General features: G+C 59.3%; 17 protein-coding genes and 1 tRNA gene. 10 read left to right on the forward strand and 8 right to left on the reverse strand.

The window, feature by feature from the left end; all coding sequences use genetic code 11:
* Nucleotides 1-5: 5 nt before the first annotated feature.
* On the reverse strand, nt 6-1508 hold the full coding sequence (locus tag FHT82_RS08095; protein WP_183728187.1) for an altronate dehydratase family protein: 1503 nt from the start codon (nt 1506-1508) through the stop codon (nt 6-8).
* A 248-nt stretch (nt 1509-1756) separates the two neighbouring features.
* On the opposite strand from FHT82_RS08095, the gene FHT82_RS08100 reads away from it, so the two are divergent.
* Nucleotides 1757-2650: a GntR family transcriptional regulator gene (locus FHT82_RS08100; RefSeq protein ID WP_183728190.1), complete on the forward strand. Its 894-nt coding sequence runs from the start codon at nt 1757-1759 to the stop codon at nt 2648-2650.
* 240 nt (nt 2651-2890) lie between these two features.
* Here FHT82_RS08100 and FHT82_RS08105 read toward each other — a convergent pair whose 3' ends face one another.
* Entirely contained in the window at nt 2891-4384 is a 1494-nt protein-coding gene (locus FHT82_RS08105) for an MDR family MFS transporter (RefSeq protein ID WP_183728193.1), read from the reverse strand.
* 376 nt (nt 4385-4760) lie between these two features.
* On the opposite strand from FHT82_RS08105, the gene FHT82_RS08110 reads away from it, so the two are divergent.
* Both FHT82_RS08110 and FHT82_RS08115 read left to right on the forward strand, forming a co-directional pair.
* Nucleotides 4761-5603, forward strand: coding sequence for a glycosyl transferase (locus tag FHT82_RS08110; RefSeq protein WP_183728196.1), 843 nt, complete (start codon nt 4761-4763; stop codon nt 5601-5603).
* Nucleotides 5604-5680: 77 nt separating this feature from the next.
* Nucleotides 5681-6184 carry a hypothetical protein gene (locus FHT82_RS08115; protein WP_183728199.1) on the forward strand — a complete coding sequence of 168 codons (504 nt, stop codon included), beginning with the start codon at nt 5681-5683 and terminating at the stop codon, nt 6182-6184.
* A 41-nt stretch (nt 6185-6225) separates the two neighbouring features.
* Here FHT82_RS08115 and FHT82_RS08120 read toward each other — a convergent pair whose 3' ends face one another.
* On the reverse strand, nt 6226-7266 hold the full coding sequence (locus FHT82_RS08120; protein ID WP_183729197.1) for a class I SAM-dependent methyltransferase: 1041 nt from the start codon (nt 7264-7266) through the stop codon (nt 6226-6228).
* A 260-nt stretch (nt 7267-7526) separates the two neighbouring features.
* Between FHT82_RS08120 and FHT82_RS08125 the strand changes: the two genes are divergently transcribed.
* From FHT82_RS08125 to FHT82_RS08140, 4 genes are all read left to right on the forward strand, one after another.
* The gene (locus FHT82_RS08125; RefSeq protein ID WP_183729200.1) at nt 7527-9530 is read left to right on the forward strand and encodes an EAL domain-containing protein; all 2004 of its coding nucleotides are present in this window, start codon (nt 7527-7529) and stop codon (nt 9528-9530) included.
* Nucleotides 9531-9769: 239 nt separating this feature from the next.
* The gene (locus FHT82_RS08130) at nt 9770-10489 is read left to right on the forward strand and encodes a hypothetical protein (protein ID WP_183728202.1); all 720 of its coding nucleotides are present in this window, start codon (nt 9770-9772) and stop codon (nt 10487-10489) included.
* Nucleotides 10490-10955: 466 nt separating this feature from the next.
* Entirely contained in the window at nt 10956-13448 is a 2493-nt protein-coding gene (locus tag FHT82_RS08135; protein ID WP_183728205.1) for a VapE domain-containing protein, read from the forward strand.
* A gap of 681 nt (nt 13449-14129) precedes the next feature.
* Nucleotides 14130-14885, forward strand: coding sequence for a DUF4145 domain-containing protein (locus tag FHT82_RS08140; protein ID WP_183728208.1), 756 nt, complete (start codon nt 14130-14132; stop codon nt 14883-14885).
* A gap of 315 nt (nt 14886-15200) precedes the next feature.
* Here FHT82_RS08140 and FHT82_RS08145 read toward each other — a convergent pair whose 3' ends face one another.
* The 4 genes from FHT82_RS08145 to FHT82_RS08160 form a co-directional block, all read right to left on the reverse strand.
* Entirely contained in the window at nt 15201-15692 is a 492-nt protein-coding gene (locus FHT82_RS08145; protein ID WP_183728211.1) for a hypothetical protein, read from the reverse strand.
* A gap of 73 nt (nt 15693-15765) precedes the next feature.
* Nucleotides 15766-16503 (reverse strand): DUF5677 domain-containing protein, encoded by a 738-nt coding sequence (locus FHT82_RS08150; RefSeq protein ID WP_183728214.1) that lies wholly within the window; start codon nt 16501-16503, stop codon nt 15766-15768.
* Nucleotides 16504-16849: 346 nt separating this feature from the next.
* Nucleotides 16850-16925: transfer RNA gene (locus FHT82_RS08155), tRNA-Thr, on the reverse strand.
* A gap of 124 nt (nt 16926-17049) precedes the next feature.
* Entirely contained in the window at nt 17050-18009 is a 960-nt protein-coding gene (locus tag FHT82_RS08160; RefSeq protein ID WP_183728218.1) for a nitronate monooxygenase family protein, read from the reverse strand.
* A 327-nt stretch (nt 18010-18336) separates the two neighbouring features.
* Between FHT82_RS08160 and FHT82_RS08165 the strand changes: the two genes are divergently transcribed.
* Nucleotides 18337-19584 (forward strand): hypothetical protein, encoded by a 1248-nt coding sequence (locus tag FHT82_RS08165; protein WP_183728221.1) that lies wholly within the window; start codon nt 18337-18339, stop codon nt 19582-19584.
* 39 nt (nt 19585-19623) lie between these two features.
* On the opposite strand, the gene ppk2 is transcribed toward FHT82_RS08165, so the two are convergent.
* Nucleotides 19624-20505 (reverse strand): polyphosphate kinase 2, encoded by an 882-nt coding sequence (gene ppk2, locus FHT82_RS08170; RefSeq protein WP_183728224.1) that lies wholly within the window; start codon nt 20503-20505, stop codon nt 19624-19626.
* A gap of 245 nt (nt 20506-20750) precedes the next feature.
* Between ppk2 and phoR the strand changes: the two genes are divergently transcribed.
* Both phoR and FHT82_RS08180 read left to right on the forward strand, forming a co-directional pair.
* Nucleotides 20751-21974 (forward strand): phosphate regulon sensor histidine kinase PhoR, encoded by a 1224-nt coding sequence (gene phoR, locus FHT82_RS08175; protein ID WP_183729203.1) that lies wholly within the window; start codon nt 20751-20753, stop codon nt 21972-21974.
* 197 nt (nt 21975-22171) lie between these two features.
* The gene (locus FHT82_RS08180; protein WP_183728227.1) at nt 22172-23206 is read left to right on the forward strand and encodes a substrate-binding domain-containing protein; all 1035 of its coding nucleotides are present in this window, start codon (nt 22172-22174) and stop codon (nt 23204-23206) included.
* Nucleotides 23207-23352 lie beyond the last annotated feature (146 nt).

Here is a 23352-nt window from a genome sequence, read left to right on the forward strand (position 1 = left end):
TTTATTTAGAGCGTGGCGCCGAGATGCCACGGAACGAATTCGTTATCGCCGTAACCGAAAATTTCGCTTTTGGTCTTCTTGCCGGAGGCCGTATCGACGATCAGATCGAAGATCTCGCGGCCCTTGCCGCTGATCGTCGCGTCACCTGTAACGATCGTGCCGCAATCGATGTCCATATCCTCTTCCATCGAGGTATAAAGCGCCGAATTGCTGGCGAGCTTCAGCGAGGGGGCGGGCCGACAGCCGAAGCAGCTGCCGCGGCCAGTCGTGAACGCGATCATGTTCGCGCCGCCTGCTACCTGGCCGGTTGCGGAAACCGGATCGTATCCGGGCGTATCCATGAAGACGAGGCCGGGGGCCGTGACCCGCTCGGCATAACCATAGACGGCGGTCAGCGGCGAGCGGCCGCCCTTGGCAACGGCGCCGAGCGACTTTTCGAGAATGGTCGTCAGGCCGCCGCGCTTGTTGCCCGGAGACGGATTGTTGTCGAGCGAAGCGCCATGCAGGGCGACATAGTCTTCCCACCAGGCGATCTTCTCATCGAGCTTCCTGGCGACCTCTTCGCTGACCGCGCGGCTGCGCAGCAGATGCTCGGCACCATAGATCTCGGAGGTTTCCGAAAGGATCGCCGTACCGCCGGCAGCCGCCAGCAGGTCGGCCGCGACACCGAGCGCCGGATTGGCGGTAATGCCCGAAAAACCGTCGGAGCCGCCGCACTGCAGCCCGATGATGATCTCGCCGATCGACATCGGCACGCGCTTTTCGCGGCCGACATCGGCGGCGATTTCGCGCAGCACGCCCATGGCGCGCTCGACCGCCCGGCGGGACCCGCCCGCGTCCTGAATGTTGAAATGCCGCTTGGAAGCGCCCGCACCGCTCTGGCCGTAAAGGGTGAGCTGATTAACCTCGCAGCCGAGCCCGATCATCAGCACGCCGCCGAAATTCACATGGCGCGTGTAGCCGGCAAGTGTGCGGTGCAGCACGTTCATGCCGTCACCCGTCGAGCTCATGCCGCAGCCCTGGTCGTGCACGATCGGCACGAAGCCGTCGATCCCGTCATAATGCGGCAGGATGGTGCGGTTGGCCTCGTCGGCGATCGCCCGACACACCGTGGTCGAACAGTTCACGCTGGCGATGATGCCGATATAGTTGCGTGTCGCAGCCCGCCCGTCGGCGCGGCGATAACCCATGAAGGTCCGCGCTCTGTCCTCAGCGCTCGCTTCTTCGGGAGCCGAGTTGGCGGTTGCAGCAAGGCGATCGTTTTCGAAATGCAGATTATGGCTGTGAACGTGGTCGCCGGCCTTCACATCATCAGTCGTGCGGCCGATCGCCTGGCCGTATTTCACGACCGGCATGCCCTGCGGAATATCGGTAAGGGCGATCTTGTGGCCGGGGTCGATCTTCTGCCGTGTCGTCACACCCGCAACATCAGATCCTTCAGCAATCGGCGCCGTCGCGACCGCGACATTGTCTCCGGCCGACAGGATGATCCAATTCTGTCTGTCCAATTTCATCTCCCTGACGAAACGTTCGCTTCTGCGCCCGTTACATCGACGAATGCGCATTGATTTTGTTTTTTATCTACAATAAACATTTTCAAGTCAACGGGAATATTGATCCTGTGGACGAGGGAGGCAAACGGCCGCAGGCGACCGAAAATAAGATAAAGGTCGCCTGAAGAGGCTCCTGGTCCGGCTGTACCCGTTGTTGGCAGCGGGGATCATCGCCGTATCGCTTGGGCGGAAAGCAGGGTCTGATGGCAAGGCAGAATACGGTCTTCAAGGAAGCCTATAATCGATATGCGGCAGCGTTGCGCACCGATACCGCGCTGCCCTCCGAGCCGGAGATTGCCGCCCAGCTCGGCGTCAGCCGCAGCACGGCACGCGCCATCCTGACCCGGCTCAGCGATGAGGGCATCATCCGCTGGAACAAGCGCCAGAAGATCGTGCTGCGCCAGCCGATCGACCGCGACTTTTTTCCCTCGGAGGAGACGGATTCACTGCACGACATCATCGAGCGCAGCTTCATGCAGCGCATCCTCTCTGATGAAGCAGCCCCCGGCATGCAGATCAACGAGCTGGAGCTTGCCCGCGAGATCGGCACGGGTACCACGAGCGTGCGTGAATTCCTGATTCGCTTCTCCCGCTTCGGGCTGATCGAAAAACGGCCGAACAGCCATTGGACATTGAAGGGTTTTACCCGCGAATTCGCCTTGGAACTCGCCGATGTGCGCGAAATGTTCGAACTGCATTCGGCCGCCGAATTCGGCAAGCTTCCTGCGGGAAATCAAGCCTGGGCCGATCTTGCTGTTATCAAGGAAGATCACCTCTCCATGCTTTCCGATATCAATAACCGCTTCAAGGAATTCTCGGTCCTCGACGAGCGCTTTCACCTCTTGATCCATCGCGCCTCGAAGAACCGTTTCATTGCCGATTTCTACGACGCGATCGCCATCATCTTCCACTATCACTATCAGTGGAACAAGACGGCCGCCCGCGAACGCAACGAGCGCGCGATCCACGAACATCTCGATTATATCGCAGCGCTGGAAGCCCGCGATCAGGAGAGGATCGAGGCCGCCTGTCGCGTCCACCTCCGCTCGGCCCGCCAGACGTTGTTGCAATCGCTGCCGCAGACGGAAAGCGCCTGAGCGCGGACGTCGGCGCCCGGAAAGATGGTCGTGAAGGGTGTACCGTGTGGCCCCCTCATCTGCCCTACGGGCATCTTCTCCCCGTGGGGGAGAAGAGGGAATCGAGACGCTGCGGCAAAACCCCTTCTACCCATCGGGGGTCCGAAGGACGGGTCGAGACCCGTGGCTCGACCCCGGTCAGGTGCCCGAAGGGCGGATGAGGGGGGCACCCGCTCCGACGCCAGCCGCAATCAGCCCACTCTAACGCGACGCCGCCTCGCTCGCCGCACTACCAGCCCCACCCGTCCTCACGCCACGGCCGATCGGAATGAGCCAGGTCGTCGCAAACGTAAGCACCGCCACGACCACGACACCCCAAAAGCTCCAATGCAGTGCCGCATCGAAGATGCCGCGCACCGTCGCATCGCCCGCGAGCTCCGAAAGGCCGGTCGGCTCGTTCAGGACATGATGCAGGCGGTTTGCCACATCCCCCGTCGCATAGTGACTGATCCCGGCATTGAGGATCGCGCCGAGCACGGTGGCACCCAGCGTATTGCCGAGGCTGCGGGCAAAGATGATCGAGGCCGTGGCGCTGCCGCGCATCGACCATTCGACGCTGTCCTGCACCAGCGCGATGCTGGTGAGGTTGATGAGCCCCATGCCGAAGCCCATGAAGAAGGAGCCGGCGCCGGCGACCGCCGGATGGCTTTCCGGCGTGAGGAACAGCAGGAAAAAGGCGCCGAAGGGAAACATGAAGCTGCCGACCCGCAGCGTATTGCGGATGCCGAATGCCCTGAAGAAGCGGCTGGAGAGCATCACCGACAGCGGCCAGCCGACCACCAGCATGGTCAGCGTGAAACCGGCGACGATAGGCGAGCGGCCGAGCACGCCCTGTACATACATCGGCAGGATCGTCGAGAGCCCGATCAGCGCCATGCCGGCAAGCAGCATGCAGGCATTGCTGGTCGCCACAAGCCGCCGGCTCCAGAGTGCGATGGAAATGATCGGCTCCGGCGTACGCTTCTCCTGCAGCACGAAGAGAATACCGGTGACCACGAAGACGGCGGCAAGCGATAGGAGAACCCAGGCCGGCGCATCCGTTTCCGTCAGGATCGTCAAGAGCGCGATGATGGAAATCGAAAATAGGATGGCGCCGAGATAATCGATCTTGGCTTGCCTGTGCGCCACGTCCTCCTTCAGGAGGAACAGAAAGGCGATGATCGAGAAGATGCCGATCGGCAGGTTGATCCAGAAGATCCAGGCCCAGGAGATCGTATCGACGATGATGCCGCCGGCAAGCGGCCCGACGACCGCAGACGTCGCCCAGACCGTCGCCATCACGCCCTGCACCTTGCCGCGTTCCTCCAGCTTGAACAGGTCGCCGATGATGGTCATCGTCACCGGCTGGATCGCGCCGGCGCCAAGGCCCTGCACCAGGCGGAAGACGATGAGCGAGGCCATCGACCAGGCAAGCCCGCAGAAGAGCGAGCCGACGAGGAAAACGAGGATGCCGCCGATCAGCACCGGCTTGCGGCCGAAAATATCCGAAAGCTTGCCGTAGATGACCGTGGTCGTCGACTGCGCCAGCAGGAAGGCGGAAAAGACCCAGCTGTAATAGGTGAAGCCGCCGAGCTGACCGACGATCCGCGGCATGGCGGTCGCCACGATCGTGGCCTCGATCGCCACCATGAAGGTCGCGAGCATGATCGTGGCAACGACGAGCGTGCGGTTCGATTGCTTCGATGGTGCGGACATGATGAACCTCTCGGGGCCTTCTCCGTGAAACGGGAAAACCGCTGTCGGCTACACTCTGGTGGGGCAGGTGCAACGTGCGTGATGTCGGCAGTCTTTTATGCTCCTGCAGATAGCAGGTAAAGCGCAGGTGATATGTTTTCTTTTGTGTCGACGCTTCAGACCGCTTCCGGCCCTGGCGAATTTAAAATACAAGGCATTTCGCGAAGGAAGTTTCGCTGGGTGCCGGCCGGAAAAAAGAGATCCGGCAGGCCAGGGCTCCCGGATGTCAGGATTGCATTTCCGCCAGCTTATTCCCAACTGAAAATCTGATGCAGGCCTGTGAACCGCTCCATCGCGGATGCGAGGGTTCCGGATCCGGGCACGGAAATGGCGAGCTATGATGACGCATGTTTTGGCTGCGACCGGCGGGGTTAAACAGGTAATCTGCATCAATTGGGGTACACGATACGGGCCGACCTTCATCAATCGGCTCTATGCGATGGTGAAGCGCAACATCACGCCGCCCTTTACCTTCACCTGTTTCACCGATTGCCGGGACGACCTGCATTCCGACATCCTGTGCGAGGACCTGCCGCCTCTGGATGTCGAAATGCCCGTCAACACGAGGGGCATCTGGCCGAAGGCGAGGCTTTGGGGACCGAAGCTCGGAAGTCTGCGCGGGCCGGTCCTCTATCTGGACCTCGACCTTGTTATCGTTGCCTCCCTCGATGACTTTTTCGAAGTCGGAGGGCCTGACGACGTCGTCATGGCCCGCAACCAGACGACGCCTTTCGAAAGGCTCGGCCAGAGCTCGCTCTTTCGATTTCCGGTCGGCAAGCTCCTGCCGCTGCAGGAAGAGTTCAGGGCCGACCCGCAGAAAGTGGCCGATGAGTATCAGTACGAGCAGCGCTTCGTCACCCGCAATGCGCCCGGAGGCGTGAAATTCTACCCGCGCAACTGGGTTCTGCATTTCCGGCAGGACTGCCACTGGGCTTTCCCGCTGAACTATTTTTTCGCCCCGCGCCTGCCGTCCAGCGCCCGCGTCGTCCTCTTCCCGCGCGGCTTCCACCCGCAGAACGCCATCGAAGGGAAATTCGGCCCGAAAGGCCGGGCCGAAACGAGGCTCGATCATATCAAGGGCGTCTTCGATGTCAGCAAACGTGGCGGCAAGCAGCCCTTCCGCTACCTGCGCCATTATATTCTCCCCACGCCGTGGGTAGCGGATCACTGGCATGAGTAAGAACGCAAGTTCGCCAGCAGAACGGAACAATTTCCCCGTTTGAATGTTTTCAGCCCAGGAAAAACTTGGGTGCTCTCATGCGTCCTCGTCTGTTCGCAACATTGCTCTCGCTTTCATGTCTGTCTGCCAACGCGAATGCGGCCGACGCGGACTTTCTGAACTCGCTTGCAGGCGACTGGGATGGAGGCGGAATGGTCCTGACCAAGATCGGCGGCAAGAAGGTCAATGTGTCGTGCAATCTGAAATCCAGCGCGAGTGCTTCCTCAGTTTCGATGAATGGCAGCTGTAGCGCTCTCGCCGTCCTCACAAGAAGCTTCTCGGCCTATGTAAAGGCGGCCGGTCAACGCTATACCGGCAACTACACGGGACCATCGGGCCAGCCTTCCAGGCTTGTCGGCAGCAGGAAAGGCGACGCTCTCAACTTCAATGTCACCTGGGCTCGCGTCACCAATGGCGACCGAAATGCAATCATGATGATCGAGAAGGTGGGGCAGAACGGGCTTCGCCTGCAGACCGTTGATCGCGACCCCGCCTCGGGCCGATCCGTGGTGACGAGCCGCATCGATCTGCAGCGGCAGTAATCCGTGTCTCGGATTTTGCGATGCGCCCGGCTCGTCGGGGCTTACGACCGCTTCCTTATGGTGGCGTAGATGATGTTGCGGTTGGCACCGAACCAGACCGTCTTATCGGTGTCGTCCGTCGCGCTGCGATGGGAAATACGCCACATGTCGGCTTCGGAACGCTGGAGGAGCTCCCAGTTCATGTAGGATTCCATGTACCCGTCATCGGCCATCTCGTCGGAAAAGTTGGCAAATAGAAAGACGCCGCCTGGCTTCAGCATGTCCATGCAGATCTGCGTGAGCCGGATTGCCACTTTATCGGTGAGATAATCGTACAATCCTGCTGCATAGATGAGATCGAAAGTGCCGATCTGATGCTTTCGTGCGAGCAAGCCGCGCACGGATCCATTGATAGGCTCGACGGACGTTCCATGGAATTGGCTCGAGATCGAGCCGATACTTTCCGGATCCTGATCAAGAGCGACCCAGCGTTTGAGGCGGCCTTCCGCAAGTGCCTTCGATGCCTCCGCTTCGCGCAGGTGACCGGCAGCGATGGCCAGGACCTCGGTATCCGGACCCGTTCGCGCAGCGGTCTCGTCGACGTAGCGGGTCAGGATGTCGCGACGTTCTCTTACTGCAACCGGGCCGGGAGCGTTTATCGTGTAGTCGAAGATGTCAAGGCCGAGACGGGTGGATCTGGCCACTTCTTCGGCCACCGCCGGATGCCCGTAAATGAAGTCGATAAGACTGGCATCACCGGAATAGCCGCGAGGTTTGTCAAAGGACCAACGGGTGAACGGGCACTGCTGGAGGATCTTTGCCGAGGGATGGGCCTGAATGATCGGGATGAGCTTCTGCCACACGGCAGCACCGAATTTGTGACGAACGTCATGAAGCTGGCCGATCAGCCACCTGACGGCATCAGGCAGGTTCGTGCCCGCAGAGAACCGTTGTATCGCGATGTTGATGACGATCGCAAACTCAGCCTCCGCGGTTCGCAGGAGGTCTGTTTCGTCATCTCGGTTCGGTGAGGGAAGCTTATTGCTGAAGGACTGCGGCGTGATCAGGCTTTGGCCATCAAGAGAAAAGAGCGGCTGAGCCACTGAAACCTCACTGGTGAATAAGAACTTAAAACATTGCGTAAAATCCTCATCATTTTCACGCAAGTCAAGCGTTAAGGTTGGGCATCGTAGGCAATGCACGTGTTAGCTTTAGAAAATATTAGGGAACCCGAAAGATAGACCGCCCGCTTTGGGGCCATTCGAGCGTTATCGGTTGATGTGGAGTCTGGGTGCGGCTATCCAGCTTCAGTTGGCAGTCTGCGGAGGGCAGCTGCTGCAAGATGTTGGGTGGCAGGGGCATGATGCACGTGTTAGCCGAGACCGCAGCTGCTACCGTGCTGCCGACGCTGTCGCCAGAAGAGTTGCGTTGCCTTTATGAGGAGAAGAGCGAGAGCGGCCGAATGAGCGCGACTCGCAAAGGCCTCTGGACAGCGGTCGCTGTTTACCTTGCATATTCCTTCACGGACTATCTCTTTATCGGCGATGTCGTCCGGTACACGGTCGCCGGCCGGCTGGCGGTTGGCGTCAGCGCGTTATGCGTGCTGGAATTCCTGCTCTGCCGCAAGGCAAAAGCCGATACGGTCGACATGGCCGCGGCGGTGTCCGTGCTCGCAGCCTATCTTGTCTGGCTTCTCACCGCCCAAATGACCGCGGCTGGGGATGCGTTCTCATATTATATGGTGTTTGGCGCGATCTTCATGATGAGCGTCAACCTGTTCTTCAGTTTCCGGTTTCCGGTTGCTCTTGCGGCCTCCGCAACGAACGTGCTCATCTTTATCGGCGCGCTCTTTCTGTTCGCGCCCATGTTGCTTCTCCACAAGCTGATCCTCGGCGCGTTCTGTATTTCCTGCTTTGTTTTCACGTCTTACGTGAACCTTCAGCTCAACAGGGAGCGCTACAAAGTCTTCCTCAATGCATTTGAAGCCAGTTTGCAGCAAGCTGCCGCCGACGAAAGAGGCAGGGCTCTTTTGCACCTCTCGAACACGGACTCGTTGACCGGCCTCGAAAATCGCCGGGCGATCGATCAACGCCTGCGTGATTGCTGGCAACGCTGGCAGGACGACAGGGTGCCCTTTGCCGTCCTGCTTGTCGATGTGGATTATTTCAAACGCTATAACGACTGCTACGGTCATCAGGAAGGCGACCGCTGTCTTATAGCCGTCTCCGAGCTTCTTCAAAGCGTGGCCGAGTCATGGGGCTCGGTCATCGGGCGATACGGCGGTGAGGAATTCATCGTCATCACACCGATGCCGAATTTAGAACGCGCGGTCGAGCTTGCAGAAGCCATGTGTGCTGCCATCAGGGGCTTGGCTTGGCCACACGAACACAGGCGAGACGGGACCACTGTCATCACCGTGAGCGTCGGCGTGTCCCATACGCGGGACGAGAGCAGGCAGGTCGAGAAGGTCATTCATGAAGCTGATCGCGCGCTTTACGCCGCCAAGGCTGCGGGCCGCAACACCCTCGTGGTCTTCGATCCGGACGATCCAGAGAGCAGCGATGACAGCGAGGACATTGCCGCGACCCTGAAGATCGCGCTTGAACACCGCCTCGTCTCCCTCGTCTATCAGCCGATCCGCAACGTCCAGACCGGCAAGACGGACGCTGTCGAAGCTTTGATGCGTCTCAGCATGCTGGATGGAACGCCCATATCGCCTGATAAATTCATCCCGGTTGCGGAAAGGACGGGCTCGATCGTCGAACTCGGCCGGTGGGCAATCCGCACTGTTTGCCGGGACTTGTTGGCGACCGACTTCGTGCAGGTTGCCAGCGTCAACGTTTCCCCGATTGAACTCAAGATGCCGGGTTTCGCCACCTATGTGGCGGCAACACTGGCGGAATTCGGCGTGACCGGCGCCCGGCTTGCTTTCGAGATCACCGAAGGCGTGGAGCTGGAAATCGACCAGGATGTGGTTCGGTGCATCAGCGACCTGAGAAAGCTCGGCGCTCAGGTCTGGCTCGACGACTTCGGCACAGGCTTCGCAGGTCTCTCCTGGCTCCGTCTCATAGAGTTCGACACCGTCAAGATCGACCGCTCCTTCCTCCATGACTGCAACACGGAGAGGGGCAAGAGGATGTTGCTCGACATCATCAGCCTGCTGCGCAATCGCGGCGTGAGGATCCTCATCGAAGGCGTCGAGACCATCGAACATCAGCGGCTGATGCAGCAGTACGGGATCAACCAGATCCAGGGATATTTCATTGCAAGGCCCGCGCCGGCAGCCCAGCTTGAAGCCGACAACGTGCTGCCGTTCAGCATGGTCAGGAACCTTGATTCAAAACGCCTGTTCCGGAATGGGCCATAGGTTCAGCCCGCTTCAGGACCTTCACGAACAACGGCTGCCGGGTCGGGCCGACAATGTCCTTGGCGTGTCAACCTTTCCCTGTGCTCGCAAACGTCGCATTCAGGATTTAGCACGCGGAATAAGCGTTTTGTTAACGCGCAAAATTCAAAGTTGTGGCAGCTAATGCTCAGGCATGATGCCGCAAGCTCTTCCGTGCCGCGAATTCCGATGGAGGAAATTCCGGTACCAGAGGAACGAAAATGACCGCGATCTCTTCAGCGAATAATGCGGCACTGCTCATCCTGCAGCAGACGAACGCATTCTTGCTTCCCAACAAACAGCAAGCCGGGAAATCGGCTGCCGACACTATCGCAGCCATCGCCAACGGCGTTTCCAGTCAAACGAGCGCCGTAAAGACCCAGGCCTCATCGACAATCAACAGCGCGCTGCTCGACGTCAAGGAGAGCAACGACGGGATTGTCTCGAGCGCACTCGATTTCCTGGATTCGGACAACTTCAAAACCAGCGATGCCGGTGTTACCGACGTCATCAAGAAGCTGATCAATGACGATGGGGACAAATTTGCCTCGCTGGTCAAAGCCGAAAAGGCCAAGAATCCCAGCATCAGTGGTGACAATGCGATGGCCAACGCCATTCAGCGCCTGATCCGGGACAACAGATCCAAGTTCGGTGACGGCGAATTTGTGATCGGCTTCAAGCTTAGAAGCGGTGGCGGGATCATCTCGAACATCGAAGACAAAAATGGAAACAGCACCAGTAATACCCTTACGGCAGCATTGCAGGCGGCCCATTCCTCGTTCATCGAGGCAGCGAAGATCATCAATAGCTCCGATGGAAGCAATACCGAGTCCTTGAAAACGGCATCCGCAATGCTGACCAGCAGCAATTTTGGCAAAGCCACGAAGGACGTGGGGGCTTGGATCGACAAGTGGCTGAATGCGTTTGGCTTTCGAGGCTGATTATAATCCTGATATTTATGAAAAGGCCCAGATCGAATATCGATCTGGGCCGATTTCGTTCAAAGCTGACGAGCCGCATCGATCTGCAGCGGCGGTGGACGCCGCCTGGGCTCGGCCTGTATCCTATTGAACTGCATTGCATTTATTACGAACAACCATCGTCGCGCATGCTGCCTCCAATCCGAGGGATAGAGGAATGAGCATGACTGGCAAGACAATCCCCTACACACTTTTAAGTACCAGCGACGTTCAGAAGATTGCTCCGGTTTCGAACGTGACGCTCTGGCGCTGGGTGAGGGACGGCAGGTTTCCCGCGCCCATACAGGTCGCGAAAAACAATTTCTGGAGGTCTGACGAAGTCGGTGCCTGGATGGATGAAATGTCCTTGAGGCGCGTTGCGTCAAATCCGAAAGCCCCTTCTCAGGAACGCGAATAAGCGTCGGCCCCCAGTTTCATCGGAAAATCCATGGATAGAATCTCGCAATACGCGCCATCGCCGGGGGCGGGCGTCTCTGGCTGTGTCGAGCGGCTGCGCCGCGACGTGTCCCTGTCTTCGACAGCGGCGCAATATGGCTGCAAACTCATCCGCAGCGGGCAGGAATTTTCCGCCTGCTGCCCCTTCCACGCTGAAGACACCCCTTCATTCACGATCTTCGCCGGCCAGGATGGCATCGAGCGTTTCCATTGCTTCGGCTGCGGCAGAAAAGGCGATGTCCTCGACTTCATGCAGGAGTTTAGAGGCGTCGATCTTCCCGAAGCGATCCGCATTCTCGGCGGCCGCGGCGACATCAGGCCAAACGTCCCTCCTCGGCATGTCCAGGCAGGGAACATCTATGAGGGAATAGTGCCCCTTCCGCCGCCGGTCGGTCTGCTTCAGGCCGGCCGGCGCATCACGCTCTATAATCCGAAACGCCGGGGGACGCCCTCGGAGTGGGGCACCTTCGCCCCATCGATGGTGTTTCCCTATCGGAATGCCGATGGCTCGCTGTCAGGTTATGTCCTGCGCCGCGATCTGCCCGACGGCGGCAAGGAAACGCCGATGGTCATGTTCGTTCGCCTCGCCGATGGCAAAGAGACATGGTCGCGTTTCCCCTTCCCGAAGCCGCGGCCGCTCTACGGCCTGGAAACGATCGGTGACGGCAAGCAGGTGGTGATCGTCGAGGGCGAGAAGTGCCGCGACCGGCTCAGCCAGGCAGCCAAGCGAACCGTCGTCTCCTGGCCGGGCGGAGCCCAAGGCGCAAAGCACACGGACTGGTCGCCGCTCTCGGGTCGGCACGTGCTGATCTGGCCGGATTTCGACGGCCCGGGCCTGACGGCTGCCGATGATATCGCCGCCCGCCTGACCGCGCTCGGCGCGCGTGTCCAATGCGTCGGCTTCACGGATGCGGCGCACGCATCCGATATCGAGCGCTACAGCTTCGCAGACTGCCAGTCAGGCCTTTTTCCACGCCGCGGCTGGGACAGCGCCGATGCCGTCGATGCCGGATGGACGCAAAGCCAGCTCGACGCCTTCATGAGCGCCACGCTTCGCGACTGGAGGCCGGAGCCCGTTGCTGAGATGCCCGCTGCTGAGATGCCCGCTGCTGAGATGGAAGAGGCGCGCGTCGTGCAGTTCAAGCGGGCAGTTTCCGTGCAAGCCTCCACAAGCGCACGTCCCGCACCGGTGCCAGATGCGTTGGTCCAAGGAGATGAGCCGACGCGGGCGATCACGCCGGCCGCGGATGCGCCCCGCCATTTCGGTCGCCTGATGGGCATCGCGCGCTTCGATATCGAACTCGAACAATGGTTGGTCGATCGCCAATGGTTCATCAAGCTCAACCTGCTTTCGGGCGAGCTGGAGATCCATCGTGACAGCGGCATCGTTGCCATGAGCGACGCGCGGCTGGCGGAAATTCGCTTCGAGCTCGCCCGCGCGGCCCAGGGCAGGGAGCCGTCCAAGGACAACATCGTCGATGGCCTGGTGCTGATCGGCGAGCGGCGAGCCTATCATCCGGTGCATGACTATCTCGCCCGTCTTCAATGGGATGGAAAGCCGCGCATCGACACCTGGCTCGTCGATTATTTCGGCGCCGAGGACACGCCGCTCAACCGCGCCTTCGGCCGCAAGATCCTCTGCGCCGCCGTTCGCCGCGTCAGGCATCCGGGCTGCAAATTCGATCACATGCTCGTCGTGGAAGGCCCCCAGGGCATCGGCAAATCCTCGGCCATCCTGGCGCTCTGCCATGACAGAGACTGGTTCACCGACCAGCTCGAGATCGGCGCCGACGCCAAAGTGACTATCGAAAAAACCGCCGGCCGCTGGATCCTGGAAATGCCCGAACTCGACGGCCTGAGCCGCCGCGACACCAACCGTGTCAAATCCTTCATCCCCACGCAGGAAGATAGCGCCAGGCTCTCCTACGGCCGCTTTAGGAGCGACCGCCCCCGGCAATTCATCCTCTTCGGCACCACCAACGAAAGCCGCTACCTGACCGACACCACCGGCAACCGCCGCTTCTGGATCGTCCGCGCCACGGCTGCCGATCCCGCCGGCATTGCGGCGGCGCGAGACCAGCTATGGGCAGAGGCTGCGGAGAGGGAGGCGGGTGAGAACCTGTGTCTGGATAATCAGGCATTGCGGAATGCAGCGGCTGGCGTTGCCCATGAATCGTCGGATTTCGGGCCGTGGCTGGAGATCCTTGGCGAGCGCATTCCGGAAGGTCCGCTGAAGATCAAGGCCACTGACGTCTGGAAGCTGGTCGGCTTCGACGGGCCGGAGACCATCAATAAGCTGACGAAGGCTCATCACGCCCATATGCGCGCGGCGATGATCGGCCTCGGGTTTGAGAAGAAGGACAACGGCCTTCGTTTTCGCGACGGCGACAAAAAGGCCGCTTACCTTCGCGGCGATGCGGAGGAGGCGAAGGAATGGAGCCCCGACAGGCGTGAGCCGCCATATGATTACGGTTCGGTTTTCTGACGCGCACCGACACCCTGACAACCCGGCCACCGAGCCGGGTTTTTTATTTCCTGAGGGATGACGAACCCCCTCCACCGAACCCCGTCCGGGCCTGGAACCCCGTCCATCAACGGCAGATTCTGGACGGGGTTCACAGAGGTGGAGGGTGTATGGACGGGGTAACGCCATCCGGATTAAGAAATTGATTTAGAATGGTTTTCCTGCGCTGGATGGGGTGGACGGGGTTGTTTGCTGAAAGGTGTCGGAAACAGGTTATGCCGGCTTATATACCGCTGCAGACAGGGTGTTTCCGGCTGCTTTTGGAAAATGCGTTTTAACCCCGTCCACCGCCTCCACTCCAAATATCGGGAAACAGAGTCGATGCTCCGGAGGCTATCCTGCAGCCATCAGCTAGGCGCCGGCCAGAATTGGCGGTCGAGATCGCCAAGCTGTTTGCCGCATTCAATCTACACTGGAGACGCTGCCAAGTCGGCTGCACAGGTCGAGGTATGGGGGGAGCAACTGGGTGAATTTCCGCTGTTTGCCATTCGAAAGGCCTATGGTGGGCTGTGAGGGGTGAGGGCAAGATGCCGTCTTTGGCATCGTTCATAGCGGACATCAGGATTGCGCAAGGTACGCGCGTAGGTAATAGAAAGCTAATGCTGGAACGCTGGATGCGCGGTGCCTGATGCGGGAGATTTGATGGAAAAATATAGATGGAAGTCACAATATTCGATCCTTCCGTCATTGCCTTGTCCGCGCTGCAAGGGAACCGTCAGTCTCGACAAGAATAGCCTTAGTGTTCGTGAACCGCAGTATTCGCACTCAGCGCGGAATAGGGAAGATTGGCACTATTACGATGTCGATCAACGGTTCATCTGCTTTCTGGTGTGTGACCAGAGGTTCTGCGGCGAAATCGTCGCTGTTTCGGGAGTTGTTGGCCACGACGTAGAGATAGTTGACGGGGAAGATGGTCCAGAGACCGAGTATCCCAGCTTCTATTACCCTAAATCGATGGTGCCAGCGCCAAGGCCATTCGTTGTCTCTCAAAAGCTGAGCGACAAATGCAAGGAGGACCTTCACAACGCTTTCAGGCTTATCTGGGCCGATACGGCCGCATGTGCCAATCGGCTGAGGTCTTTTGTTGAGCATCTGCTCGATCAGCTCGGGGTTACACGGAAGGTGCCGAAAACTCGGTCTACCCTCGATGATCGTATCAAGCTGTTTGGTCAGCAGAATCCCGACCATCTCGAAATCTTGCAGGCGCTCAGGGAAGTCGGTAACGCCGGGAGTCACGGAGGCCGATCTGCATTCGAAGACATCGTTGAATGCTTTGTACTTGCGGAGTGGCTTATCAAGACCCTAATCGAACGGGAAATCGATGAGATCACAGCGATCGCGAGGAAGCTCAGTCAAAAACACGGACGGCGCGTCGTTGACAAAAAGGAACAAAAATAGAACATAGGCGCCATGAACAGGCGCAAAGGCGAACTCATCCGGCAGCCATTGATCGCGGATGGCCCTTTCAGGTTGCTCTGCCGCAGGAGCTATCTTCCGGCAAGCTTTATGCCGAGCAGATGGAATTCTGCGAGAAGCAGAAGCTTATGCGGTGCGCTCGCGCGGCCACTCGCTTTTCCATGAGGACATGCATTACAACGTGCACTGCTTTGCCACGAGGGCAGGCCCAAGCCTTTCTCGACCGATACGGCGGGGAGTGGTTCGGCTCCGAAGGAACGGGGAAAGGGCCTAACTGGAATAAGTGGCTTAAGGGCGTCAAATCTTCCTCGTGGAAGGCTTGAATCCGGCAAAAGCCCACCCGATTAAGCCGCCAATGATGAGGAGGACAAGGGGCGGACCGAACGCCACAGCAGCAACGATCTTTGTGTGCTCATAGCGGTCACCGTCAAAGACCGGCTCCCAGCCGATACGGTCATATAGTTTCTTTGAGATCTCCTCCCGCGATTGATCCTTGTACTCCGGGAAAAGCGCTCGGAATTTTTCGATCGTGAAGTAGCAGGCGGTCGAGGGGTTCCGGTACTGGTTCCAAGGCTCGAATGCGTCTAGCTTTTCGTAATCAACATTGATGGTCCCGCGCGCATCCTCGCACCGTACAGGAAGGAAAGAGGGCTCGGCCTTCTCCCACCATTCGTCACCCTTCCACCATTTATCGCTTTTGATCGAGCCGGAACCGACGACGCCCGCGCCGATAACCCAAAACAGGCTCAAAACAAGCCACAGCCGGAAAAGCCCGCGTTTGATGTTCATGAATTATTCCCCACCACCGGCTGCATTATGCATGGGAACGGAATCTCGTCCAGATTGCAGGGGGAGGGCGAAGTCAATCCGCCTGCATCTTTGCTTCAAATTCCTCGACGAAGCTTGAGTGCTCGGCACGGAGGTTTCCTATCTCCCGCAGGGCTTTCGTTTTGAAGTAGGTGTGAACGATATGCGTGGTGTCGGATACGGCAGAAAGATAACCGCTCAGGGTGCCGTTCAGACTATCCACCGATGGCTCCGCGAACATCACAAGCTGCGGGTTTTCGTCCGCGTCAAAACGGAAGTGCCGGAGGGTTAGCGCTCTGATATTGTTATGGGACTCGTTGCACAGGCTGTTGTAGATGGACTGGTAGATTTGCTCGAACCCCGCGAGCCTGAATTTCTCGTAGATGCTCATCGGCTTCACGCCCAATGCAGCAAGGTCGGCTTGGTGCTCAGCAAGTCTCTGCGCGGCATCGGCGCTGTTCTCGAATTTGATGAGGAACGGATTGCCTCCGCGCACACCGTGTTGGGCCAGCTTAATCCACTGGTCATGGAACGACGCCTGCATCTGCTTCAGGTATTCGGGATCGTTGCAAAGATTGATCAGATCCACATACGCTTCGAGCGTTGATCTGAAGATGATGTCCAGCGTGGCATGCTGATCTGCGCGCAATAGAACCAGGGCGTTGTAGGTCTGTTCCATGATGCTGACGTAGAGCGACATGATGGTGCGATGAAGCGGGCTCCCCTGGTTGAAGACAATTGCTTTGAGATGCTTGTACGACTGCCCATAGATGTATTCGAGAAAGTCCAGCATGTTACGCCTCTGCATCCTGACGCTGCAAAGCGTATCAGATTCGTGGCGCTTTAGCCTTGCGCTCGGCGCGCCACTCGTGCTGCTGGTACTTGTTCTTCGCCCAGCGCTGGTCCACGCTCGTAGTCCAGATCAACCATACCTGAAAATGCTGCGATCTCCGGTCTAATAATCGATGCACCTCAATAGCGGCAGCGTTCAATCTCGGTGAGCGGTTTGAAACCTCGTATGAGTTCCATAGGGGATGCTTTTATTGTTGGGTTTTCGGGAGGCGTTCGCCATACATGGCGTAGCGTAAGTCGTCGGGCGATGAAGCTGTGTCGGAAAGCGAAGCAAAATCAAAGGTGGCTGGTGCCGCTTACGTGACTCGAACACGTGACCCCATCATTACGAATGATGTGCTCTACCGACTGAGCTAAAGCGGCAATCCGGCGGGCGAAGCGTGCGGCCCGCGATTTGCATGGGGCTGATACAGGCATTGTCAGGAGATTTCAAGCACCCTCTTATGCCTCCGGGCAAAAAAGCTGACGCCTGTGGAAAGGCCCGCCTTCACAGCGCCAGCCGGGTGCGGGCGGCGTGATATTCCGCTTCCAGCCGGTCGACCAGCTTTGCGACCGGTTCCACGGCCTTGATCGCGCCGATGCCCTGGCCGCTGCCCCAGATATCCTTCCAGGCCTTTGCGCCGCCGGTTGCCTGTTCGAAATCCATCTTCGAAGGGTCGGCGTCGGGCAGGTTGTCCGGGTCGAGGCCGGCTGCGCGGATGGAGGGTTTCAGGTAGTTGCCGTGCACGCCGGTGAAATAGTTCGAGTAGACGATATCGGCAGCCGCACCCTCGACGATCGCCTGCTTGTAGGCATCGGCGGCGCGCGCCTCCTCGGTCGCGATGAAGGGGGTGCCGATATAGGCCATGTCGGCGCCCATCGCCTGTGCAGCCAGAATGGCGCCGCCGGTCGCAATCGAGCCGGCGAGCAGCAGCGGACCGTCGAACCAGGAGCGGATCTCCTGCACCAGTGCGAAAGGGGAAAGCGTGCCCGCATGTCCGCCCGCACCCGCCGCAACCGCGATCAGTCCGTCCGCCCCCTTGCGGATTGCCGAATTGGCATGGCGGTTGTTGATGATGTCGTGCAGCACGATGCCGCCATAGGAATGCACCGCCGCATTCACTTCCGGCACGGCGCCGAGCGAGGAAATGACGATGGGCACCTTATATTTCACGCAGAGCATCAGATCGTGCTCCAGCCGCTTGTTCGACATATGGACGATCTGGTTGACTGCGAAGGGGGCGGCCGGGCGCTCCGGATGCCTGGCATTATGATCGGCAAGATCTTCTGACATCATCGCCAGCCACTCGTCGAGCTGGCTTTCCGGCCGCGCGTTGAGTGCCGGAAAGGCGCCGATCACGCCGGCCTTGCATTGCGCCAGCGTCAGCGCCGGATGGGAGACGATGAAAAGCGGCGAGCCGATGACCGGCAGTCTCAGATTATCCTTGAGGATCGGGGGCAGGGCCATGCTTTCACCGCTTCTTTGACGTTTACGAAAACGTCAATTGATTAGCAGAGCCGGCGCCTCAGGAAAAGAGCGAGAACGGAAGAAGCTCGCACTCTTTCCGTAATCCTGTCCACTTTCGGAATATCTAATGCATGTCACGCAGAACTGTGCGGGCGGACGACATGCGAAAACAGCGCTTCGGAGCGCTGGGCATTATCGCTTATCCCGCCGCCGATGCGCTCCGGAAGGGCTGCAAGGCTTGCGGTTTGCCGCACTTGCCGTTACCGAACTTTGACAGGCATTCAATTTTTTGGTGTTGATGCCGGCACGAAACGTGAAGGGCCTGATGTGAGCGGACTAGAAACGGCTATCAGAACTGCGCTGGAGAATTCCGACCGCAACAGTGCGGAAGTTCGTGCACGCATCTATCAGTCCGCGCGTCAGGCGCTGGAAGCCGGTCTGCGCAAGCAGGATATCACCGATGCCGATGTGGTGGCCCATCACCGCCATCGTCTGGAAACCACGATCCACACGATCGAGAGCGAAGAGCGTACCCGCCTTCATCCGCGGCAAGGGCCTCCGGAAGTTCCGGTCCCGCCCGTTGTCGAGATGCCCGAACCCACGCATCATGTAGAAGAGCCCGCGCATCACGTGGAAGAGCCTGCCTATCGTGCGCAAGAGCCCGTCTATCGCGCGCATGAGGATGACAACCTGGCCGTAACAGGTGAAACGCGCGGCTATAACGCCGCTGGGCGTACGGACGATGCAAGCCTGGATGATATCAGGGCCAGCAACTACGATCAGCTGGGGGCGGCACCCGATAGAGAGATGCGGGCAGAGGCGCGCGCGACGCCGGACAGGCGCGGCGGCATGGATTTCCGCCCCGAACGGGCCGCCGTCCGCCGCAAGCCGCGCAAGTTCTTCTCGCGCCTGCTCGTCTGGTGCGTGGCTCTCGCCTTCATCGGCACGGGCGGCTGGTGGGTCTATACATCAGGCCTGCTGATGACGGCGGCCGAGCGCGACACCAGCGTCGCCAATCCGCCCGCGAGCACCCAGCCGGAAGATTTCAACGGCGAAGCCGCAGCCGGCAACGGTGCTTCCTCGCATAGCGATGAACCGGTCACCATCGACCCGCAAAACAGCTTCTCGGCAGACTGGATCGAGATCTTCAAGCCCTCGGATGCCGACAAGATCCAGGCTGGTGCGCGTGCGCGCACGGAAAATGTCACCGAAACCGAAGGTCCGGCCGTCCGCCTGACCTCCGAGAGCGCCAACACGGATGGCAATGTCTCCATCAGCGTTCCCGCCAATGTCCTGCAGCAGCTCGCCGGCAAGTCCTCGACCATCGCGCTGACCCTGCAGTCCACCACCGACGAGCCCACGCAGATCACCGTCGAGTGCGATTTCCAGTCGCTCGGCAATTGCGCCCGCCATCGTTTCAACGTCACGCGTGAAAAATCGGACGCGCTGCTGCAGCTGCGCTTCGACCGCTCGCTGGCGCCGAATTCGCCCGGTCGGCTGATGATCAACAGCGATGTCGACGGCAAGGCCCGCGGCATCAATCTCTTTGCGGTGCGGATCCTGCCGGGCCAATAACCTGCCGGGAGAGTAAGTGGCCCGGTTATTTCGGGAAATTTATTTCAGGAAGCCGGGACCGGAACCGATGATCTTGTCGTCCAAGGAGCCGATTGCGTTCTTGTCCTTGCCGTCATAATCCATGGTCTTCAGCATGTGGCGGATGAGGTTGAGCCTCGCCCGGCGCTTGTCATTGGCGCGGATCACGGTCCAGGGCGCGAACTGCGTGTGGGTCTCCTTCAGCATGCGGTCGCGCTTTTCGCTGTAGTCGCCCCATTTGGTCAATGCGGCTATATCCATCGAGGAGAGCTTCCAGACGGCGAGCGGATCGTGCCGCCGGTCATGGAACCGCTTGATCTGCATTTCCCGGCCGATATCGAGATAGAACTTGAAGAAGAATATGCCTTCGTGAGCGATGATCTTTTCGAGCTGCGGCGCCTGGTGCAGAAAATCCTCATATTGCTTCGGCGTGCAGAAGCCCATGACCGGCTCGACCCCGGCGCGGTTATACCAGGAGCGGTCGAACAGCACGAATTCGCCCGAGGTCGGAAACTGCGCGATGTAACGCTGGAAATACCATTGGCCCTGTTCCCGCTCGGTCGGCTTGGCGAGCGCCACCACGCGGGCAAGGCGCGGGTTCATGTGAGCCGAGGAGGCCTGGATCGCGCCGCCCTTGCCGGCCGCGTCGCGCCCTTCGAAGAGCGCCATCACCCGCTTGCCCGTCGCCTGCAGCCAGAACTGCACCTTCACGAGCTCGGCCTGCAACTTCCGGAGCTCTCCAAGATACTCGTCTTCCTTCAGCTTCTTCTTATAGGGGTAATCGCCGGATTCAAGCGCATGTTCATCCACCCAGTCGGGCAGGGCGGGATCGTCGATATCGAAGACGTGCTTCTTGCCCCTGATCTCCAGTTCCAAGGCTCTGCTTTCGACGTCTTTGGCCATCGTCCTCTCCTGCGCACAATGATTTCGTTTTTCAGCAGGCGAACATATTTATCATTGAAAATCAAATCCGCTGCGTAAGCAAAGCGTAATGCGGTGCCGCGCGGCTGCGGCTTTTCGCGCAAGTTTCTCAAACGGAAAACTTCTGTCATGAAAGCCGGCTATCAGGCAGAGTTTGAATATAAAGAAAACGAATCGATGCCGTGAGGGGCGCTTTGGAAGACGAAACGTCATGGACGACAAGCCTGTTGGCGCGCATCCGGCGCGAACGCCCGGTTTTGCTGGCAACGCTGCTGAGCGCGCTGGTGGCGCTTGCCGCGGGCATGAACAAATGGATCGTGCTCGCCCTGCTGCTCATGATGGTCGTCACCGCGCTTTTCCACGAGGCGCCGGTCATCAAGCCTGATGTCGTCGAGCCGGTCGAACCCGAGCCTGAAGTGCCTCAGAGCCGCCTGCCGGAGGTCTCCGCTACGCTCGCCGGCCTCGATATCCCGGTCATGGTGCTCTCGCAGGATGCCTCGGTGCTGTTTCAGAACCGCGCGGCTGAAAAGGCCTTCGGCGAGGTGGCGCTCGGCTCCCATATATCGGCGAGGCTGCGGTCTCCCGGCGTGCTGGACATGGTGCGCGAAACCATCGCCACCAACGCGCCGAACCAGATCGAACATTCCGAGCGCCTGCCTTCGGAGCGCGTCTATATCGTTCGCAGCGCTCCGGTCGAATTCAAGGATGATGACGGCCGCGACGAGCGCTATTACATCCTCTCCTTCCGCGATATTTCCGAAGTGCGCCGCATCGACCGCATGCGCTCGGATTTCGTCGCCAATGCCAGCCATGAGCTGCGCACGCCGCTTGCCTCGCTGCGCGGCTTCATCGAAACCATCCAGGGGCCGGCAAAAAACGATCCGAAGGCGCAGGCGCGCTTCCTCGGCATCATGCTCGACCAGGCAACCCGCATGAGCAGGCTTGTCGACGATCTCCTGTCTCTATCAAGGCTCGAGCTCAAGTCGCATATCGCCCCTGATGAAAAGGTGGATTTGGTGCCGCTTCTCGGCCATGTCAGGGATTCGCTCGTGCCGCTCGCAAGGGATGTCGGCGTTTCGATCAACCTGCACCTGCCGGAGGGCAGGGTCGAGGTGCTGGGAGATCGTGACGAACTCGTCCAGGTCTTCGAAAACCTGATGGAGAACGCCTGCAAATACGGCCAGGAAGGCGAAGTCGTCGATGTCTGGCTGAAGAACGGGTCGGGCCAGCCGGTGGAGGTCAGCGTCGTCGACAGAGGCCCCGGCATTCCGGCCGAACATGTGCCGCGCCTGACGGAGCGTTTTTATCGCGTCAGCATCGAAGACAGCCGTTCCAAGAAGGGCACGGGCCTCGGGCTTGCCATCGTCAAGCATATTCTGACGCGCCATCGTGCACGGCTGATCGTCAAATCCGAGGTGGGCAAGGGAACGGAGTTTACCGTCCGTTTCTGACGCAATATGTCGCAAGCAATTTAATGCGGCTATATTTTACATTTAAAATCAACAGCTTATCTTGTCATAAATGTTTCATCGATCTGACATAAAAGGAGGGCGCTTAAGGCGCTAAGAGAGTCCTGCCGATGAAAAAAGGCAATGCGAGGGCCTCTTCGAGGCCGCACTCACACAAGCCCAAATGCCGGGAGATTCAAATGAACACCTTTAAACTTACTGTTGCCGCGCTCGCTGCAACCGCCGCTTTTGCTGGCGTTGCCGTTGCCCGCGACCAGATTCAGGTTGCTGGTTCCTCCACCGTCCTGCCCTACGCAAAGATCGTCGCCGAGTCCTTCGGCGAAACCTTCACCAACTTCAAGACGCCGGTCGTCGAATCCGGCGGCACGGGCGCTGGTCTGAAGGAATTCTGCAAGGGCGTCGGTGAAGACACGATCGACATTGCCAACGCTTCGCGCCCGATCAACAAGAACGAAGCGGAAGCCTGCAAGGCCGCCGGCGTAACGGACATCCAGGAAGTCAAGATCGGTTATGACGGCATCGTCTTCGCAACCGACTCGTCCAACCCTGATGTTGCCTACGTTCCGGCCGACATCTACAAGGCCCTCGCTGCCCAGGTTGTCGTTGACGGCAAGCTCGTCGCCAACCCCTACAAGAAGTGGTCTGAAGTCAACCCGAAGCTTCCGGCTGTTGATATCGCTGCCTACATCCCGGGCGAAAAGCACGGCACCCGCGAAGTCTTCGAACAGAACGTTCTCGCTGCCGGCTGCAAGGCTTCCGGCGCTCTTGACGTCATCGCCAAGGAAATCACCGACAAGGCAGCCCAGACCAAGGCTTGCGTCGCAGTTCGCAAGGACGGCGCTGCTGTTGACATCGACGGCGACTATCCGGAAACGCTGGCACGCATCGCTGCCAACAAGACCGGCGTTGGCGTATTCGGCCTCTCCTTCTACGAAAACAACGCCGACAAGCTCAAGGTTGCGACCATGAGCGGCATCGTTCCCTCGACGGAAACCATCGCTAACGGCACCTACCCGGTTTCCCGCCCGCTGTTCTTCTACGTCAAGAAGGCGCACCTCGGCGCCGTTCCGGGCCTGAAGGAATATGTCAACTTCTTCGTATCCGACCAGATGATCGGCCCTGATGGCCCGCTCGTCGAATACGGTCTCGTTGCCGCTCCGGATGCAGAGCGCGAAGCGATCCGTAAGGCCGTAGAGGCTGGCAAGGCCATGTAATGACTTTGCCGGCGCGACGCTTGGGGTGTCGCGCCGGCATCGCCTTATCTGCCCGGCATCGCCAGGTGCCGTGCGGATGAACTTCTTCTCCATGATATTGAAGCCGATGGCATGCTCCTGGAGCTGCCGGGCTCTTTGGGGGCTGT

Origin of the sequence: Rhizobium sp. BK275 (assembly GCF_014193555.1) — a bacterium.
Taxonomy (GTDB): domain Bacteria; phylum Pseudomonadota; class Alphaproteobacteria; order Rhizobiales; family Rhizobiaceae; genus Rhizobium.